The 18,735-nt window shown below is 30.9% G+C and carries 18 protein-coding genes; 9 read left to right on the top strand and 9 right to left on the bottom strand.

From position 1 onward, the window contains the following. Window positions 1-89 precede the first annotated feature (89 nt). The 7 genes from NQQ59_RS00180 (at window position 90) to NQQ59_RS00150 (ending at window position 6,941) form a co-directional block, all read left to right on the top strand. A complete protein-coding gene (locus NQQ59_RS00180; protein WP_144212524.1) occupies window positions 90-458 on the top strand; it encodes a BlaI/MecI/CopY family transcriptional regulator in 369 nt (122 codons plus the stop codon). Between the two features lie 6 nt (window positions 459-464). Beyond that, window positions 465-2,045, top strand: a complete 1,581-nt coding sequence (locus NQQ59_RS00175; RefSeq protein ID WP_144212522.1) for a M56 family metallopeptidase — start codon at window positions 465-467, stop codon at window positions 2,043-2,045. Between the two features lie 25 nt (window positions 2,046-2,070). Beyond that, on the top strand, window positions 2,071-2,439 hold the full coding sequence (locus tag NQQ59_RS00170) for a BlaI/MecI/CopY family transcriptional regulator (RefSeq protein WP_144212520.1): 369 nt from the start codon (window positions 2,071-2,073) through the stop codon (window positions 2,437-2,439). Window positions 2,440-2,448: 9 nt separating this feature from the next. Then, window positions 2,449-4,299, top strand: coding sequence for a M56 family metallopeptidase (locus NQQ59_RS00165; RefSeq protein ID WP_257698007.1), 1,851 nt, complete (start codon window positions 2,449-2,451; stop codon window positions 4,297-4,299). Window positions 4,300-4,384: 85 nt separating this feature from the next. Further along, window positions 4,385-5,818, top strand: a complete 1,434-nt coding sequence (locus NQQ59_RS00160) for a serine hydrolase (protein WP_144212515.1) — start codon at window positions 4,385-4,387, stop codon at window positions 5,816-5,818. A 77-nt stretch (window positions 5,819-5,895) separates the two neighbouring features. Further along, window positions 5,896-6,039 carry an SsrA-binding protein gene (locus NQQ59_RS00155; RefSeq protein WP_144212513.1) on the top strand — a complete coding sequence of 48 codons (144 nt, stop codon included), beginning with the start codon at window positions 5,896-5,898 and terminating at the stop codon, window positions 6,037-6,039. Between the two features lie 56 nt (window positions 6,040-6,095). After that, a complete protein-coding gene (locus tag NQQ59_RS00150; RefSeq protein ID WP_144212511.1) occupies window positions 6,096-6,941 on the top strand; it encodes an EamA family transporter in 846 nt (281 codons plus the stop codon). Window positions 6,942-7,001: 60 nt separating this feature from the next. On the opposite strand, the gene NQQ59_RS00145 is transcribed toward NQQ59_RS00150, so the two are convergent. Then, window positions 7,002-7,556, bottom strand: coding sequence for a fasciclin domain-containing protein (locus NQQ59_RS00145; protein WP_144212509.1), 555 nt, complete (start codon window positions 7,554-7,556; stop codon window positions 7,002-7,004). A gap of 215 nt (window positions 7,557-7,771) precedes the next feature. Here NQQ59_RS00145 and NQQ59_RS00140 point away from each other — a divergent pair, with 215 nt between their 5' ends. Beyond that, window positions 7,772-8,308: an ExbD/TolR family protein gene (locus NQQ59_RS00140; protein WP_144212507.1), complete on the top strand. Its 537-nt coding sequence runs from the start codon at window positions 7,772-7,774 to the stop codon at window positions 8,306-8,308. A gap of 10 nt (window positions 8,309-8,318) precedes the next feature. After that, the gene (locus NQQ59_RS00135; RefSeq protein ID WP_144212505.1) at window positions 8,319-8,846 is read left to right on the top strand and encodes an ExbD/TolR family protein; all 528 of its coding nucleotides are present in this window, start codon (window positions 8,319-8,321) and stop codon (window positions 8,844-8,846) included. Between the two features lie 62 nt (window positions 8,847-8,908). Here NQQ59_RS00135 and NQQ59_RS00130 read toward each other — a convergent pair whose 3' ends face one another. From NQQ59_RS00130 to porQ, 8 genes are all read right to left on the bottom strand, one after another. After that, entirely contained in the window at window positions 8,909-11,449 is a 2,541-nt protein-coding gene (locus NQQ59_RS00130; RefSeq protein ID WP_144212503.1) for a DUF7619 domain-containing protein, read from the bottom strand. 141 nt (window positions 11,450-11,590) lie between these two features. Beyond that, complete coding sequence (gene rpsA / locus NQQ59_RS00125) at window positions 11,591-13,366, bottom strand: 30S ribosomal protein S1 (protein WP_144212501.1); 1,776 nt, start codon at window positions 13,364-13,366, stop codon at window positions 11,591-11,593. Window positions 13,367-13,787: 421 nt separating this feature from the next. After that, entirely contained in the window at window positions 13,788-14,330 is a 543-nt protein-coding gene (locus NQQ59_RS00120) for a hypothetical protein (protein WP_144212499.1), read from the bottom strand. Between the two features lie 87 nt (window positions 14,331-14,417). After that, complete coding sequence (locus NQQ59_RS00115) at window positions 14,418-14,744, bottom strand: helix-turn-helix domain-containing protein (RefSeq protein ID WP_144212497.1); 327 nt, start codon at window positions 14,742-14,744, stop codon at window positions 14,418-14,420. Window positions 14,745-14,746: 2 nt separating this feature from the next. Continuing rightward, window positions 14,747-15,085 carry a type II toxin-antitoxin system RelE/ParE family toxin gene (locus tag NQQ59_RS00110; RefSeq protein WP_144212495.1) on the bottom strand — a complete coding sequence of 113 codons (339 nt, stop codon included), beginning with the start codon at window positions 15,083-15,085 and terminating at the stop codon, window positions 14,747-14,749. A 122-nt stretch (window positions 15,086-15,207) separates the two neighbouring features. Further along, the gene (locus NQQ59_RS00105) at window positions 15,208-16,584 is read right to left on the bottom strand and encodes a nucleoside permease (protein ID WP_144212493.1); all 1,377 of its coding nucleotides are present in this window, start codon (window positions 16,582-16,584) and stop codon (window positions 15,208-15,210) included. Between the two features lie 69 nt (window positions 16,585-16,653). Continuing rightward, on the bottom strand, window positions 16,654-17,346 hold the full coding sequence (cmk, locus tag NQQ59_RS00100) for a (d)CMP kinase (RefSeq protein WP_144212491.1): 693 nt from the start codon (window positions 17,344-17,346) through the stop codon (window positions 16,654-16,656). 229 nt (window positions 17,347-17,575) lie between these two features. Next, on the bottom strand, window positions 17,576-18,595 hold the full coding sequence (porQ, locus tag NQQ59_RS00095; protein WP_144212489.1) for a type IX secretion system protein PorQ: 1,020 nt from the start codon (window positions 18,593-18,595) through the stop codon (window positions 17,576-17,578). Window positions 18,596-18,735: the final 140 nt, after the last annotated feature.

Here is an 18,735-nt window from a genome sequence, read left to right as displayed (position 1 = left end):
CAATTCAAACTTATTTTTTAGTTAAATAACTACTTTTATAGTTGTGTAACTAAAAAAATAGTTGTAGGTTTGAATTAAAATTAGAGGAGATGCAGAAGTTAACCAACAAAGAAGAAGAAATTATGATGATTTTATGGAAGCTGAAAAAAGCTTTTGTAAAAGAAATCCAGGCAGAAATAACGGAAGATCAACCACATTACAATACGCTATCTACTATTGTTCGTAATTTGGAAGAGAAAGGTTATGTAGGACACAACGCCTTTGGAAATACACATCAATATTTTCCAGTTGTAAAAATTGAAGATTACAGAAAAGGATTTATGAAAACCGCTATTGATAACTACTTTAATAGTTCTTATAAAAGTATGGTTTCATTTTTTGCTAAGGAAGAAAAAATTTCAGCAGATGAATTGCGCGAAATTTTATCAATGATCGAAAATAAAGAAGAAGAAAAATAACTTTCTATGGAAGCAATTTTCATTTATATCGCCAAATCAAGTAGCTTAATGCTTTTGTTTTATTGTACGTATTACTTTTTGCTACGTAAAGAAACTTTTTTTAACAGCAATAGATGGTTTTTACTCTTTGGCTTAATTATTTCGACCATTCTTCCATTAATAAGCTATACTAAAGTAGTGTGGATCAATGCTACTCAATCATTAAATGGTATAGTTCAAAGTCCTTTACCAGAAATAGTAGAAAAAGAAACTTTAGATTTAAATTGGAGTTATATACTCTTTGGACTTTATGCTTTTGGTTTTATTGTTTTCATTGTAAAATTTGCTATTGACTTTTACAGTTTAAACACTATCATTAAAGGAAAAAAAATAAAACAACAAGCCGATTTTAAATTCATCGATATCAACGAAAATATCGCTCCTTTCTCCTATTTCGAATATATTGTTTACAACTCATCACTGTACACGTCTTCTGAATTGGAGAATATTATTGAACATGAAAAAGTACACAGCGATCAAAATCATACTGTTGATGTTTTGGTTTCAAGAGCTTTCAGTATTATTTTTTGGTTCAATCCACTTGTTTGGCTTTATAAAAAAGCAATAACACAAAATCTCGAATTTATTGCTGACAGCGAAGCCGCTAAAAAACTTTTAGATAAAAAAGCGTATCAATACACGCTTTTAAAAATAACAACGCACGAAAATTGTGTTGCAATCACCAATCATTTTTATCAATCATTAATCAAAAAACGAATCGTCATGTTAAACAAAAATCAATCAAAAAAGAGAAATTCTTGGAAGTACTATGTAGTAATTCCAGCACTTGCAGCTTTTGTTTTATTATTTCAAGTTGAAGTAATTGCAAAAGAGAAACCACAAATTATAAAAGAAAATGATTCAAACATTGAATCTATGGATGTTTATAAGATTAGAAAAAATTCTACTGACACAGAATTGAATGAGATCAAAAATAATTTACAGAAATACCACAAAGTAAAATTTGAATTTTCTGAAGTAAAAAGAAATGATTCCAACCAATTAACAGCAATCACAGTTGATGTAAAGAGAGGAAAACAACGTGCAAAATCTGTTCAGAATTCAGATAATAAAGCTATTAATGAATTTGGAGTAATTATTATAACTTATAAGAACGGAGATAAAAAAATCGGAATTCAGACTGTAAATGAATCTCAAAACAAAGAACCAAAAACCGGAATTAGCAATAAACTAAAAACTAAAACAGAAACCAATGTTAACACTGATTTTAATACTAGTACAAAAACTAATAACACTACTAACACCAATGTTAGCACTGTTGTAACGACAAATACAGATAACAATGTTACTACAATAACAACATCTGAAGACGGTCCAAAAATCGTTATTTCTAATTCTAGTAAAATTAAAATTAACGACGAAAAACTAATCATTGTAGATGGAACAGTAATGCCTGCTCATTTTGATCTTAATGATCTTAAGTCAAGCGATATCAAAACAATGTCTGTTTACAAAGGTGTTGACGCAATTGCTAAATATGGAGACGAAGGTAAAAATGGTGTAATAGTAATAGAAACTCGTAAATAAGGTTTTCTAATTTAAATAAGTAAAAATGCAAAAACTAACCAATAAAGAAGAAGAAATCATGCATATTTTATGGAAGCTTAAAAAAGCTTTTGTAAAAGAAATACAAGCAGAGATTTTAGAAGATCAGCCACATTACAATACATTATCTACCATTGTTCGTAATCTGGAAGAGAAAGGTTATGTTGCACATAATGCTTTTGGAAATACACATCAGTATTATCCAGCCGTAAGTATCGAAGATTATCGTAAAGGTTTTATGAGTACAGCGATAGACAACTATTTTAATAGTTCTTATAAAAGCATGGTTTCACTTTTTGCCAAGGAAGAAAAAATTTCTGCCGACGAATTACGTGAAATCTTAGACATGATCGAAAATCCAAAAGAAGGTAAATAATCAAAAAGTATGGAAGCAATTTTCATTTTTATTCTAAAGTCAGGCGGATTATTAACTATGTTCTATTTTGCCTACATTATTTTGTTGCGCAAAGAAACTTTCTTCACTAGTAGCCGATGGTTCTTGTTAGCAGGATTAATTACTTCAGTTGTACTTCCTTTTGTGGTCTATACAAAAGTAATCTGGATCACTCCTGCTCCATTGCAGGTACCAGAAATTGTAAAAACAGAGGTTAAAAATATTCCAACTTACAATCAGTATGTTGTTTCTTATCAGCCTGTAAACACATTGCAATATGAACCTCAAATAAAGGAAGAGGAAAATTTTGAAATTAATTGGAGTTTCGTTTTAATGTCCATTTACGGAATCGGATTCGCTGCTTTCATGATTAAGTTTAGTTTGGATTTTTACAGTTTAAACTCCGTATTGAAAGGAAAAAAAATTGAACAACAAGCTGATTTTAAATTTATTGATGTAAATGAAAACATTGCTCCTTTTTCTTATTTCGGTTATATAGTGTACAACTCATCACTTTACACTTCAGCGGAATTAGAAAATATTCTGGAACACGAAAAAGTACACAGTGACCAGAATCACACTGTAGATGTTTTGATTTCGAGAATTTTTTGTATTCTATTTTGGTTCAATCCAATTGTATGGCTTTATAAAAAAGCTATTTTGCAAAACCTTGAATTTATTGCTGATAGCGAAGCTTCTAAAAAAATCGCTGATAAAAAAGCGTATCAGTACACCCTTTTAAAAATAACAACACATGAGACTTGTGTTGCAATCACCAATCACTTTTATCAATCATTAATCAAAAAACGAATTGTCATGTTAAACAAAAATCAATCAAACAAAAGGAATTACTGGAAATATTGCGCTGTAGTTCCTGCTCTAGGTGCCTTTATTCTTTTATTCCAAATAAAAACAATTGCACAAGAGAAAAAACAAGATCTGGCTATTACACAAAAAGACACTGTTAAAGATGGCAGCGAAGTTATCAAAATCACAAAAAACACTACAGATCAGGAATTAAAAGCAATTAGTACAAAATTGAAGACAGATCATAATGTTGATCTAGAAATTTCAGATGTTAAAAGAAATTCGGATAAAGAATTAACAGCTATTCAAATTCAGACAAAATCGGAATCGGGCAAAAAACAAACCATTAAAATCGATGGAAACAAAGCGATAAAAGATTGTGATTTTGTAGTAGAAAGCGATGTAAATGGAGTAAAAACTATAAATATTGTTAATGTTACAAGACCTGTAATGATTAAAAACGACAGAGTTCTAGTTCGTAATTTTGGTGATTCTGATGTCGCACCTCCAACTCCACCGACACCGCCAGTTTTCCCTTCTGGAGCACTGCCTGCAGCTCCGGCAGTAGACATGTCAAAAATGCCTAAACCTCCAGTTGCTCCAAAAAATCCAATGGATAAAGTCGCTATGAAGAAGTTTGAAAAAGAAATGGCGGAATTTGAAAAGAAAATGGAAAATTTTCAGCCAAACATAGATGCGATGTCTGCTTATGGTGATGCTGTCAGCGAAATTATGTCCAAACGCGAAGCAATTTTCGAAAAAGAAATGGCGAAGTACGAAATTGCTATGGAACAGTTTAATGCAAAAATGGAAAAATTCAACTTTGACTTCAAATTTAAATTTGGAGATGATTCTAAAGAGTATGAAAACGACATGAAGCAATACGAGCAAGATATGAAACAGTATGAGATAGACATGAAACAACATGAAAAAGATATGAAGCAGCACGCAAAAGACATGAAACAGCATGCGAAAGATATGAAACAACATGAAAAAGACATGAAAGCTATGGAAAAAGAAAATAGAAAAGCTTAATATACTTTTGTTATAATTTTAAAACCAGTGCCATAAACACTGGTTTTTCTATTAAAAATAAGTTCTAACTTTCAAATCTTATAAAATGAGAAATATTCTATTACTCTTTTTATTGTGTTACTACCTTCATGGAAATGCACAGCAAAACAAAACCGAAAAAAATGTTTATATAGCAATGGATAAAACAGCTTCGGTTTTAATGCAAAAATCAAAAACAAACTCTATTTCGATAGGAGTTATTAAAAATGGTAAAACCTATACCCGCCATTACGGCGAAATAGATAAAGGAAAAGAAAATATCGCCACCAACAACACCGTTTTTGAAGTAGCTTCTATTACAAAACTTTTTACTGGTTTGCTTACCACTCAGGCAGTTTTGGAAGAAAAATTACATCTGGATGATGATATTAGAAAATACATAACAGGTTCATATCCAAATTTAGAATATAACGGAACACCAATTACAATTAAAGATTTGGTTTCTTTCAGGACAGGATTTGACAGAGATCTTCCAGATACAACCGAATTAAGAAAAAATCGTAATGACAGTAGTTACGTGGCTTTTAAAAAGTTAGATGAGTCATATACAAGAGAAAATTTCTTTCAAGATTTAAAAACGATTAAATTAGACACCTTACCTGGAACTAAATTCAAATACAGTAACGGAAGTCTCAATTTGACAGCACATATTTTAGAAAACGTTTACAATAAAAGCTATGAAGCTCTTTTAAAAGAAAATATATTTTCCAAGCTGGAAATGAAATCAACTGGAATAAATTTAGATCCAAATGTTGTTGCTGCAAATGGTTATAACTTGAAAGGAATTTTAATGCCTAAGATTTCTGATAATCTTTGGGGAGCTGCCGGACGTTTAAAATCTACTTTAGGTGACTTGACCAAATTTATTAATTATGAATTAAATAATAAGAATAAAATTGTTCAGGAATCACAACGAAATCTCTTAAATAGTCCCACAACTTGGAATGGTTATTTTTGGGATTACATTCAAGTAGATGAGAATGGTAAAAATTGCTGGAAACATGGAGGAGCTTTTGGTACTCAAAACATGCTTGTCATTTATCCTGAACGCCAACTCGGACTTTCTATTATTGTAAATATAAGTGATGAGAATACAGGAAATGCTTTAGGTGAAGCAATCATAAAACTTTCTAACGAACTACTTAGTGAAAACAAAAAAGAAACTGGAATATACGGTTATAAAATCAGTAACGATACTATTATTTTCACTTATGTACATGACAAAGCTCTAAATCCTGATTTAATTACAAGTGTATCTATTGCTGGTTCATTTAATAATTGGAATCCAAATGATGGGAATTTTCAAATGAGCAAAAAGAATAAAAATACATTTGAACTAGTAGTTCCGAAATCTCATTTTGAAAAAGGTAAAACGCACCTATTCAAATTTGTGATTAATAAAACAGGATGGATGGAAGCTCCAAAAAATGCTATTAATAGAGAAATAGACGGTGACCAGAATCTAATGCTTAAAATCTAATAATCAGCTTTATACCTTATAACACTTTGTTTTTAACACAAAGTCTTTTTTTATATCTTTGCGCAAACAAATCTACTATGTACAAATTACTGGCTAAACTAAATAAGATACTGTTACCAAGTTTTACCAAACAAGGTTTAGATATTTCTAAAGCTAAAAAATGGCAAATGGCAATTATTGGTTATCGTGCTTATGTAACAAAAAGAGCATTAGGCAATTAATTACTGCGCATATATTTATTACCTGTAGAGAAAATCTTTTTTCTACGCCCTCGTTCATGAAAAATAAAGAAATTACTTTCCCTCCTGTTCCAGCAGTTTTACTGGCAATTATTAGTGTTCAATGTGGAGCTGCAATTGCAAAAACACTTTTTCCGGTAATTGGAGCCGCTGGTACAGCTTCTATGCGTATTGGTGTTTCCGCTTTAATTTTATTATTAGCTTACAGACCAAACTTTAAAAAAATCACATTCGATCAATGGAAAATTGTAATTCCTTACGGTTTGTGTTTAGGTGTGATGAATTTGATATTTTATTTAGCAATTGAGAGAATTCCGATTGGTTTGGCTGTTACTCTTGAATTTGTTGGACCTTTATTACTTGCCATCACTGGTTCTAAGCGTTTTATAGACTATTGCTGGGTTTTACTAGCTGCTACCGGGATAATTTTAATTGCTCCATGGACTAATGATCGTTTAGATTCTTTAGGTATCCTATTCGCACTTTTAGCAGGAGCGTTTTGGGCTGGATATATTGTTTTAGGAGGTAAGGTTTCAAAAATAATGAACGGAGGTGAAGCGGTTTCTACAGGAATGTTATTTGCTGCAATTCTAATTCTGCCGTTCGGATTCTCCGAAAACGGTTTAACAAATCTGACTCCAAAATTTTTCGGAATGGGAGTTGCTCTAGCGCTTTTATCCAGTGCAATTCCTTTTACTTTAGAAATGAAAGCTCTAGGTCAGCTTCCTCCGCGTACTTTTAGTATTTTAATGAGTTTAGAACCTGCTGCAGCATCTGTTTGCGCTTTTATTTTTCTACAAGAGAATTTAAATATATATGAAATTTTAGCTGTTTTCTGCGTTGTTACAGCATCTGTCGGAAGTACATTAACTGCAAAAAAATAAAAAAGCCCAGTAAAAATTTACTGGGCTTTATTGATCGTGGACTTTGTTTAGTAGCTCTAATTATTTCTTTGGTAATAATACAGCATCAATTACATGTATCACACCATTTGACTGATTAACGTCTGCAATTGTTACTTTAGCTTTATTTCCGTTTTCATCAGATATATATAAATCTTTCCCTTTCATCCAAGCTGTTAGCGTACCACCAACAACTGTTTTAATACTTGCTTTTCCTTTACCGTCTTTAATTGCTTTAGCTATATCAGCTGAACTCCATTTACCTGCTGCAACGTGATAAGTCAAAATTCCTTGTAATTTCTTTTTATTTTCTGGTTTTAATAAAGTTTCAACAGTTCCTTTTGGTAATTTGTCAAAAGCTTCATTTGTTGGTGCAAAAACTGTAAACGGGCCTTTTCCTTTTAAAGTTTCAACCAAATCTGCCGCTTTTACTGCAGCCACCAAAGTAGTGTGGTCTTTTGAATTAACGGCATTTTCAATAATATTTTTATTCGGATACATGGCTGCTCCACCAACCATAACTGTTTTTTGTGCATTTGATGTAAAGGCAAATCCTAAAGCTAAAACTGCAAGGGCTAAAAATTTTCTAGTTTTCATAATTTTATTAATTTTTAAGTTATAAGCTCATTTACGCAGATAAATTTGTTTTGGTTTTTAAAGAATATAAATTTTCTTGAAATAAAATCATTTACATAGTGATAACACCAATAAACACAAGACTTATTATGTAGTAATATTTTTGTAAAAATTTTAAGAATAATTAATTATTGATACAAGTTTATTGTTAACTTTAAAATCAAAATCTTATTCTTATGAAAAATCTACCTCAAAAAGTAAGAAGTAAAAAACTAAGTTCAAGAGTTGATTTAACCGCAATGGTCAGCGTTTCTTTTCTACTGATTATATTTTTTATGGTCGTTGGGGAATTGAAAAAGCCTAAAATTATGGATTTAACGCTACCATATTATGACCCAAAATGGGATAATATTGCATTTTGTGGCGCTGGAACTGAACATCGTTTAATAACCGTTTTATTAGATGATAAAGATCAAATAATATCCTACTCAGGATTTTTGTTTGATACGATAGTGAAGCCAAAAAAACTTAGTTATGGAAAAAACGGAATTCAGAAAGAGCTTCTAGATAAAAAGAAAACAATTTCAGAGTATGGAGCTGCAATGGGAAGATCAAAGTACAATCCAATTGTAATTATAAAGCCTAGTAAAAAGAGTAATTTCAAAAATTTGGTAGACATTCTAAATGAAATGACAATAGCAGGAATCGATACGTATGCTATCATCAATGATTTTAGCCCAGAAGAATCTAAATTACTAGCATCTAATAAATAAACTGATATTGATGAAAAAACTGCCTCATAAAATCCGAAGTAAAAAACTTAGTTCACGAGTTGATTTAACCGCTATGGTTAGTGTTTCTTTTTTGTTGATTATATTTTTTATGTTAGTTGGCGAATTGTATAAGCCTAAGTTTTTAGATTTAAGTAATGGTAGCGATTGCTGTGATTGTCCCTACCAACACTACGGAGAAAATAGAACATTTACAATTATTCTAGGACAAGATAACCAATTAATATATTATGCAGGAATATTAGCAATTCCTAAAATAGAACCACAATTAACTGAATATGGAAAAGAAGGCATTCGTAAAAAAATAGCTGCTTACAACAATGCTACATTAAAGTATTCTGAGCAACTAGGTAAACCTGGAAGAGGCATTTCTGTTATTATAAAACCAACGAAAAAATCCAATTACGGAAATCTTGTGGACATCTTGGATGAGTTAGAAATAGCAAATATTGATTCTTATGCTATTGTTCCTGAATTTACTCCAGAGGAAACAAAGTTGCTGACTTTAAATAAAAATTAGCACCGCTCAAACTGGCAAACAAGAAACAAAACAAAGTCCCACAGCAATGTGGGACTTTCTATTTAAATCTTAATAAATTTCATACTAGAATTACCTCTATCAGATTTTACTTTAATAAAATAATTACCTTTTTCAAGTCTGGAAACATCAATGTTTGAAATCGTCTTTGCATCAGGAACCGCAATTATCAATTGTCCCAAAATATCATAAATCTCAAATGATTTTATCTCTATATCCTGAGTTTTGGAAATATTCAAAACTTGGTCAGACGGATTTGGATATAAAATAAAATATTTAGAGAAATCAAAATCAGATATAGATAGTGTCGTTTTAAATATCGAAGTAGCTTCGTTTGTCAGAATAGGGAAATTATAATCAAAATAAATATTTGCATCATTAGTGAATGAATCTCCAACTTTTAATGTTGGTTTTGTCTTTATTTTAAAAGCAATATAACCATCATTATTAGAGTCGTCAAAAGGAAGTTTTATATTTTCAAAAATAAACTCCACTTTGTTTCCTTCTGAAATTTTTGTTACAAAAGAATGGCTCGAACTCGTTGGAATTAAAGTAGAAATATCAAATTTATTCAAATCAATCATATCTTTTACCACTATATTTTGTGCCATATAATTTCCAGTGTTTTCAAATCGAATCATATAATGCACGTACTCGCCTATTAAATCTGGAGTAATAACTGAACCTTCTAAACAAGTTTTATCATTTGGATCATAAGAATTGAGGGCAGTTTGCCTAAATAAAAAACTATTATCATTTGGTTTCTCATCTATTTTATCTGAAAGTATACTAGCTGTAAATTCTAGAAGATCACCTTGTTGTACTGCTGGAGAATGAGTTGGCGAATTTACCTTTAAGGTTACTGTAATTTCACGACTTTCAAATGGTTTTAGATTCTCAAATAACCAAGACAAAGTATTATTATTTTTCTCGCTAAAAGCAACATTTGAAGACTGGTAGTTTAGAACATTACTATAATACTCTAAATTAACTTTTCCTGATTGTATTTGGTTTCCTTTATTTTTAAAAACAATTTTATAAGCTGCGTCAAAGCCAGGTCTAGCAATATTAATAGGCAAAATTGTTATTTCTAAATCTGAATGATTTCCTAGTGGACTGATACAAAAATTCTGTGTGAATGGACTTGTATCCGCTGGAAAATTCACATTTCCTATTGAGGGAAATATTTCAAAAAAATCCGGATTTTCTATATTGGCTTTAATTTGATAAGATCCATTTGCCACAGGAATAGTAAAATTACCAGAGTATTTTGTCGTTGCATTTGTAACATCAGATAAGTTTATAATGGAATAATCTAGATTTGTAAATTTATAATCATCATTATCACATCCGTTATTATCATTATCAAATATTGAATTTCCTTTTATTACATAAGCGTCTTTCGGTGATACAAACGAACAATATGAATTTACTTCAATTTTACTTGAAATTCCGTTTTGATATATTATCATTTGAATTTGTGAGTTTAACCGATCTTCCGCACAAATATATTTTAATTTTTTACAGCCTGTAAATCCTAAATTTATTCCGCTATCACAATAAGTACTACACCAATCATTTCCATTTTTAATAAACAAACTTGTTAGTTCGAGATTACGACCTAATCTCAATTTTTTTAGATTTATTAGATTGGAGACGTCTAAAGAAGTTAAGTTGTTATAAGAGCACTCTAAATCAGTAAGCTTTAACAAATTTGTTATTTTAAAAGTCTCAGTAGTAAGTTCATTATAAGAGCAGTCTATTTTTTTTAGATTAGGAGTTTCCAGGAAATCCAAACCTCTAATTGCATTGTCTGAGCAATATAACTCCTCTAAAGAATCTAAACCATCAAATACAAGTTCAGATAAAGTTGCGTTACCATTACAATATATAGTTTTTAAACTCTTTAATTTTTTAAAAGATATTTTTTTTATTTCATTAGAATAATCTAGCGTAAAAGTTTCTAAATTATTTAACCCTTCAATATCTATTTTGTATAATGAATGACTGTAGCTGCAGCTTAAATTTTTAAGTTTTAAATTCTTTGTGACATCTAAAGTTAATAAGTCATAATTACTATTCAAATTAAGACTTTCAAGATCAGTCAAACTTGTCAAATCTAGGGATACAAAACTATTGTTTTGAGCATATAATACTTTTAATTTATTAAGTCCACTAACATTTAATTTATTCCCGTTGTTACTATAACAATTAAAACTAGTTAAATTTAACAGGGAACTGATATCAATGTTTTTTACCGAATGATATGAAATATTCAAAACCGAAAGATTAGTAAAGCTCTCTATTCCTTCTAAGCTATCAAGGTATGAGAAAGGAGAATTTAAATTACTTAAATTTAACTCTTTAACTTTTAAAGCTTCAGAAATCTGGATTTCACGATCATTATTTGAATCAATTAAAAATGGATTACCATTAAGATCTTTAGCAACATATTGATTTGTTCTGTCGTTTATTCCGGATAATAAAATCCCTTTTAAAGTATTATTACCTTTAAAATCAACAATTTGAGCATACGAAAAATTTAAAAACGAAACGAATAGGATTATAAAGTAGAGTTTCTTCATATTGGGGAGATTTTCGTTAACAAAAATAAATCTTTTAAAGAATAACACAACTTTTTTTGTTAAAATAACTAAGTCAAAAAAATAGGCAAAAAAAAAGTCCCACATTACTGTGGGACTTTCTATTTATAAAAAAGCTAAGAATTATTTTTTCTCAGTTTTTTCCATTTTAGCTTTTAAAGCAGCTAATACATCATTGTTGTCACCTAAAGTCGCAGCTGGTGCGTTAGTAGATGCAGATGTAGTAGTTTCAGCAGCAGCTTTCACGTTTTTCTCTTCTTCTTCTCTGAAGATAGCAGTGTGAGAAGCAACAACTCTTTTGAATTCTTTGTTGAATTCAATTACTTTGAAATCAGCTGTATCACCTTTTTTCAATTTCTTTCCGTCTTCTTTTTCAAGGTGACGAGTAGGAATGAAAGCAACGATATCATCTCCGAATTCTACAGTAGCTCCTTTGTCAACGATTTCAGAAATCTCACCGTTGTGGATAGTTCCTACAGCGAAAGAATCTTCGTATTGATCCCAAGGATTAGCAGTAGTTTGTTTGTGACCTAAAGATAATTTACGTCCTTCAACATCTAATTCTAATACAACAACATCAAGTTTTTCACCAACATTTACAAACTCAGATGGGTGTTTAATTTTCTTAGTCCAAGATAAGTCAGAGATGTAGATTAATCCATCAATTCCTTCTTCTAATTCTACGAAAATACCAAAGTTTGTGAAGTTTCTAACGATACCTGTATGTTTAGAACCTACTGGGTATTTAGAAGTAATGTCAGTCCATGGATCTTGAGTCAATTGTTTGATACCTAATGACATCTTACGATCGTCTCTGTCAAGAGTTAAGATAACTGCTTCAACAACATCTCCAACTTTCACGAAGTCCTGAGCAGAACGTAAGTGAGTTGACCATGACATTTCAGAAACGTGGATTAAACCTTCAACACCTTCAGCAACTTCGATGAAAGCACCGTAATCAGCGATTACAACTACTTTACCTTTCACTTTATCACCAACAGTTAAGTTAGCATCTAAAGCATCCCATGGGTGAGCGTTTAATTGTTTCAATCCTAATTGAATTCTTGTTTTCTCATCATCGAAATCAAGGATTACAACGTTTAATTTTTGGTCTAATTCAAGAACTTCACTTGGGTGGTTGATTCTACTCCAAGAAAGGTCTGTAATGTGAATTAATCCGTCAACACCACCTAAGTCAATGAACACACCATAAGAAGTAATGTTTTTAACAACACCTTCTAATACTTGTCCTTTTTGTAATTGACCGATGATCTCTTTTTTCTGTACTTCAATATCAGCTTCGATAAGAGCTTTATGAGATACAACAACGTTTTTGAATTCGTGGTTGATTTTTACCACTTTGAATTCCATCATTTTGTTTACATATACATCGTAGTCTCTAATTGGCTTAACGTCAATTTGAGATCCAGGTAAGAACGCTTCGATTCCGAATACGTCAACAATCATACCTCCTTTAGTTCTACATTTAACAAAACCGTTAACGATTTCTCCAGTTTCATTAGCTGCAATAACTCTATCCCAAGATTTGATAGTACGTGCTTTTCTGTGAGATAATACTAATTGACCTGTTTTGTCCTCACGGATGTCGATTAATACTTCAACTTTGTCACCTACTTTTAAATTTGGGTTGTAACGAAATTCGTTTAAAGAAATAACACCTTCAGATTTAGCATTGATATCAACGATAACGTCTCTATCTGTAATTCTAACTACAACTCCTTCAACTACTTCTTCTTGATCTGTAGCGATGAAAGTTTTAGATACTAGTTCTTCAAACTCTTGTAAGTTTTTTTCATCTACTGCATCGATTCCTTCTTGGAAGTTATGCCAGTTAAAATTTGCTAAAAACTCTTCTTGTGATTTTAATTGTTCAGACATGCTGATAAAAAAATTTGTATTCTGTTTTTCTCGAGTTTCTCTATGCGATAGAAAATACAGAAGTTGTTTTACATAAATGGTTGATTCCTAATGGAAACTCTTCTCTGCCAAAAGGACTGCAAAATTAATACATTTTTCTGAATTAACAAAACAAAACCGATATGATTATCAGTATATTAATAAGAAGCAGAAGATTTGAGGTTTTTTAAGACGTTTAGTCCCGCTATTCGTTGCAATCTTTTATGGCGAACCCCGCCATAAAAGGATTTTCACTTCTATCGGGGCTATATTAGAAGTTTTTGTTTTTATAAGACATTAGATACGACGGATGTAAAAAATGAAACCAGACAGATTTTTAAAACCTGTCTGGTTTCTTACATGCAACTATCTTTGTCAAAGTTTTAAACTGTGACAAAAAAACTTAAAAATTCTTTATCTGAGTTGAATCTTCACTTATCTTGAAATAAATTTCAGACTTTGAGAATCTCATATTTTCAAAAAACAAGTGCAAAGATGGAAATTCGCCAAACATCTGTTTTACACCTATTTCGAATTCAAGATAACAATACGATGAATCAAAAGCATTACTTTCTCCTGACCAAAGTAAATTTAGTGTCTGGAAACGAATCTCAGGAATTTTATTTAATATCTTTTGAGGAACATCTATACTTTTTTCGTTAAAAGTTATTCGAAGCAAATTCCATTTTTTTCCTTTTGTTACAATTGTTACAACTTCGCCAGTTTCGTAAAACAATTTTGCTCCTAAAATCTTTTGTTTGCCACTAATAACTTCGTCGCAAAACTTTTCAAGCTTTGAATCATTAGAATTAAAACGAATAGCTTTTTTGCTACTTAAAACAAATACAAAACTTTTTGGCCTTTCGATTCTGTCTTTGTGTGCGTGAATAACGCCAAAACTCATAAACAATAAAATTGCAAGAATATTTTTTATTTTTTTAATCATAAGAAGATATTGAAAATTAAAAGTCATTTTAAAAACATGTCGAGTCTACTATAACAATTGCTATCAAAGTAAAACTTTGACAAAGATTTACGAAACCTGCAAACTCTGATTTTCAATTTTTACATTAAAACTTATTTCAGCTTTTAATGCTTTAAAAACTTTTATGATCGTATCTATTGTTGCGCTATTAGCGCTACTTTCTAATTTTGAAATTTGTGATTTCTTTACCCCAACTAATTCACCTAATTGATTTTGGGTCAGATTTCTTTCTTTCCTAGCAGTTTTAATCATTCTACCTAACAACTCCATACTAAGTTCATATTCATACTGATCTCTTTCAGTAGTTCCAATTTTTCCAATAACTTCATCTTTCATTTCAGAAAGCGAATACATCTTTATTTCTTTCTTTGTCATAACTAATCTATTTTATTTTCAAAATATTTCATTCTAATTTTATTAGCTTTTTCAATTTCACTTCCAGCCACTTTATCAACCTTTTTTATGAAGCCATGAGTCGCAATAACCAAAGTCTGCTTGTTATTAGTTTTATCCCAAAAGGCCAAAAGTCTAATTTGAATTTTAGCATATCTAATTCTAAATTCCCAAATATTAGCGCTAAGTTTCTTAAACAATCTCGGATCTTGTTTCTTTTCAGCCAAATCAATATTATACAAAATCTTTTCGCTAATTTTTTTATCTAGCTTTAATATAAATTCTCGCGCTTCTTCTAAAAATCTAGTTTCAAAATATTTCATTCAATTTATACATAACAAAAATACCACAAAAGTTTCTATTTATAGAAACTTTTGTGGTATTTTAAATTTTAGTTTATTTTACTTCTTCAACCTGCTAACATCGAAAAAGATGTAATATTATTTTAATGACTTAAATTCTCAATCTCCTTTGGATCATGTTTGTGCTTAAACAAAACAGCAAAAGCAATTGCAATTATCAAAGCATAAGCCGCAAAAGACAACCAGATCGTATGCCAGTCTTTCATCAAAACTGGATTTGTAAAAATACCTTCAGTAGAAATCGAATTTCCTTGGCTTTTTACAAATTCTACCATTTTTTCATTAGTAGCGTCAGTTTGTAAAAATCCAGCTAATTCAGTTGTATTGGCGAATGATTTTGTAAAGAAACGATCAATAGCCCAACCAGAAGTCAAACTTCCTAAAACCGCTCCTACTCCATTGGTCATCATCATAAACAAACCTTGCGCAGAAGAACGAATTTTAGAATCGGTATTGCTTTCTACAAATAAAGAACCTGAAATATTAAAGAAATCAAATGCCATTCCGTAAACGATACAAGACAAAATAATCATCCATAAACCTCCTATTGGATCTCCAAAAGCAAATAATCCAAAACGAAGAACCCAAGCCAGCATACTAATCAACATCACTTGTTTAATTCCGAAACGTCTTAAGAAAAATGGAATTGCTAAAATAAACAACGTTTCAGAAACCTGAGAAATCGACATGATAATTGTCGAATACTGAATTACAAATGAATCTGCGTATTTTGGAAAATGTTTGAATTCATCCAGAAACACATCCCCATAAGCATTTGTCAATTGAAGCGCTCCTCCTAAAAACATAGAAAAAACAAAAAACAAAGCCATTTTATAATTAGCAAATAACTTAAAAGACTCTAAACCAAAAGTCTCAATCCAAGTTGCATTTTCTTTAATCAAACGCTGTGGTTCACATTTTGGCAACGTAAAAGCGTAAACTCCAAGGATCAATGCACCAATTCCAGCAATATAAAATTGATATTCTGTTGCTTTACTTCCACTTAAATTCGTGATCCACATGGCAACAATAAAACCAATTGTTCCCCACACACGAATTGGAGGAAAATCTTTTACAATATTTTTATTATTTAGTTTTAAAGAAGTATAAGAAATAGAATTACTTAATGCAATTGTTGGCATATAACAGCACATTGCTAACAGCATGACAATAATAAAAGTATCAGGAGTTGTAACTTGCGCTATTGTAAACAAAACTACGGCATACAAAATATGAAGAATTCCGTAAAGCTTTTCAGCATTAACCCATCTGTCAGCTATAATTCCTGTAAGCGTAGGCATAAAAAGAGATGCAATTCCCATGGTTCCGAAAACTAATCCAAATTGAGTTCCTTCCCAGTTTTTAGTACCAAACCAATAATTCCCAATTGTTATAAGCCATGCTCCCCAAACAAAAAATTGAAGAAAGCTCATTAAAATCAATCTGTTTTTAATACCCATATATTAAAATTTGTCTTTTAGTAAAAATGAAGCCGTAAAACTACCATTAAAAATAATATCTGCAAAAAATTAAACTGTTTTAACAACATCATTTACTAATTCTAGAACTGCTGCAAACTGCTCTTCTTTATTTAAGTAAGAATTATCTATTTCTATCGCATCGTCGGCGATAACCAAAGGAGAATCTTCTCTGCTGGTATCGAGATTATCTCTTTCAACTACATTTTGAAGAACTTCTTCATAAGTTACGTCATCACCTTTTTGCTTTAATTCGTCAAAACGTCTTTGTGCGCGAGTTTCAGCACTTGCCGTCATAAATATTTTAAGCTCAGCATTAGGAAAAACAACAGTACCAATATCTCTTCCATCCATTACAATTGCCTTATTTGTCCCCATTTCCTGTTGTTGTTCTACTAATTTAGCACGAACTTCAGAAACAGCAGCCACTTTGCTTACAAAACTAGAAACTTCAAGAGTTCTAATCTGCTTTTCTACGTTTTCACCATTTAAATACATTTCTGCAAAGCCTAAATCAGCATTAAATCTAAATTCAAGCTGAATATTAGATAATGCGTCAACTAAAGCATCTTTATCAAAAGAATCAGCTGTAATAAATTTGTGCTGCATGGCAAAGTAAGCAACCGCACGATACATTGCTCCAGTGTCTACATAAACATAATGAAGCTCTTTTGCTAATTGTTTTGCAAGAGTACTTTTACCAGTTGATGAAAATCCGTCGATTGCAATTGTAATTTTTTTCAATTTGTATTTTTTAAATTTTTATTCCTTTATTAATCGCTCTATAAAAACGTAATAAACTACTGCAAATGTAGCCATCTTTCTTTTTAAATGGAATACTGAAAAATATTAAACTTTTTCTTATAGCTAATATTTAATTCTCAATCAATCCAAAAAAAATCCTTTTACAATCGTTATCCGATTACAAAAGGTTTCTAATAGTTAGTTTTCCACTAATAATAATTCTTCTTAATTATTGAAAATTTAAAATCAGACCAAAAAGGCTGGTATTAGCTGCTAATGTATATCTCGAGTAAGAATAATTAAATTTCAATTTATTCAACTTTAAACCAAAACCTAATGAAACTCCCGAAAAATTACGCTGTTCCTCGACCCTTAATTCTTCTCCTCTTCTAAAATTATACCCTAAACGCAAATTAAATGCTCGTTTTGGAAAAAGTTCAACACCAAAAGCCACGTGTCTTAATGCGTTATTTACAAAAGAAACTTTCTCTTGACTTGTTGAACCATCAATATTGGTTTCTCCACGAACAGGATTTGAAAAAGAAATATTCCATTGCTGTAAATTCTCTAAAGTAAGATGCCAGCGAATGGGTACATGCTCTAATTCCTGAGAAATTCCAGCAACGATTTCAAACGGTAAATTTTCTTTTATTCCTGAGTAAGTAGTAAATTGAGTTCCCATATTTCGGAAAACCAAAGCAAAATTTATATCGTTTTTTTCATCTAAATATAAAAGTCCTAAATCGACAGCACCACCTATAGAATTATAGCTTTCTAAAGAAGATGTAATTAATTTAGCATTTGTACCGATATAAAAATTTGTAAAGGGAACGTTGTACGAATATCCTAATGTAAGTGCACCTTCGCTTCCTGTGAAATTGGAAGTCGCCTGACCATTTTCGTCATAACCTTCAAAAGATCCATAGTTTACATAACTTACACCTGCATAAAATGTCTGCAAATGTCTATCGTAAGTATAAGCGTATGATGCGGTACCGTATGAAGCTTCACCGTAATAACTCCCATAATTCATCGCCAAATGATTATCCATATCTGCATTTATAAGTGCAGGATTAGACATCGCCTGATTAACATCTTCGTCATATATAGTGATAACATCTCCTCCTAAAGCAGCTTGTCTTGGTGAAGTGGTTAGGTTTAAAAATTGATAGGTGTAGCGTCCTCCAACTTGTCCGAACGAAGCCGAACAAATGAGTAGTAAAAAAAATAAAACGATCTGTTTTAACATGTTTATGGAACGCACCTTTGTGGGAATAACGCAAAGGCAAAGATAAAATTATATCACCTTAAAAATAGATTCCAATAAAAAAATTCCAAATTCCAAATCTGAAATTCAGAATGGGATTTGGAATTTAAATATTTAAACTT

It is taken from the genome of Flavobacterium panacis, assembly GCF_024649945.1.
Lineage (GTDB): Bacteria > Bacteroidota > Bacteroidia > Flavobacteriales > Flavobacteriaceae > Flavobacterium > Flavobacterium panacis.
Note: the sequence above shows the minus strand (reverse complement) of the source record. Positions and strands in the feature narration are given on the sequence as shown.

What these genes read in the sequence shown, in the direction of transcription:
- NQQ59_RS00135 (WP_144212505.1), top strand. Translation starts at nt 8,319, where the DNA reads ATGAAAAAACTGCCTCATAAAATCCGAAGTAAAAAACTTAGTTCACGA.
- rpsA (WP_144212501.1), bottom strand. Translation starts at nt 13,366, where the DNA reads ATGTCTGAACAATTAAAATCACAAGAAGAGTTTTTAGCAAATTTTAAC.
- NQQ59_RS00170 (WP_144212520.1), top strand. Translation starts at nt 2,071, where the DNA reads ATGCAAAAACTAACCAATAAAGAAGAAGAAATCATGCATATTTTATGG.
- NQQ59_RS00155 (WP_144212513.1), top strand. Translation starts at nt 5,896, where the DNA reads ATGTACAAATTACTGGCTAAACTAAATAAGATACTGTTACCAAGTTTT.
- NQQ59_RS00175 (WP_144212522.1), top strand. Translation starts at nt 465, where the DNA reads ATGGAAGCAATTTTCATTTATATCGCCAAATCAAGTAGCTTAATGCTT.
- NQQ59_RS00110 (WP_144212495.1), bottom strand. Translation starts at nt 15,085, where the DNA reads ATGAAATATTTTGAAACTAGATTTTTAGAAGAAGCGCGAGAATTTATA.
- NQQ59_RS00160 (WP_144212515.1), top strand. Translation starts at nt 4,385, where the DNA reads ATGAGAAATATTCTATTACTCTTTTTATTGTGTTACTACCTTCATGGA.
- NQQ59_RS00130 (WP_144212503.1), bottom strand. Translation starts at nt 11,449, where the DNA reads ATGAAGAAACTCTACTTTATAATCCTATTCGTTTCGTTTTTAAATTTT.
- NQQ59_RS00140 (WP_144212507.1), top strand. Translation starts at nt 7,772, where the DNA reads ATGAAAAATCTACCTCAAAAAGTAAGAAGTAAAAAACTAAGTTCAAGA.
- NQQ59_RS00165 (WP_257698007.1), top strand. Translation starts at nt 2,449, where the DNA reads ATGGAAGCAATTTTCATTTTTATTCTAAAGTCAGGCGGATTATTAACT.
- porQ (WP_144212489.1), bottom strand. Translation starts at nt 18,595, where the DNA reads ATGTTAAAACAGATCGTTTTATTTTTTTTACTACTCATTTGTTCGGCT.
- NQQ59_RS00180 (WP_144212524.1), top strand. Translation starts at nt 90, where the DNA reads ATGCAGAAGTTAACCAACAAAGAAGAAGAAATTATGATGATTTTATGG.
- NQQ59_RS00145 (WP_144212509.1), bottom strand. Translation starts at nt 7,556, where the DNA reads ATGAAAACTAGAAAATTTTTAGCCCTTGCAGTTTTAGCTTTAGGATTT.
- NQQ59_RS00150 (WP_144212511.1), top strand. Translation starts at nt 6,096, where the DNA reads ATGAAAAATAAAGAAATTACTTTCCCTCCTGTTCCAGCAGTTTTACTG.
- NQQ59_RS00120 (WP_144212499.1), bottom strand. Translation starts at nt 14,330, where the DNA reads ATGATTAAAAAAATAAAAAATATTCTTGCAATTTTATTGTTTATGAGT.
- NQQ59_RS00105 (WP_144212493.1), bottom strand. Translation starts at nt 16,584, where the DNA reads ATGGGTATTAAAAACAGATTGATTTTAATGAGCTTTCTTCAATTTTTT.
- NQQ59_RS00115 (WP_144212497.1), bottom strand. Translation starts at nt 14,744, where the DNA reads ATGACAAAGAAAGAAATAAAGATGTATTCGCTTTCTGAAATGAAAGAT.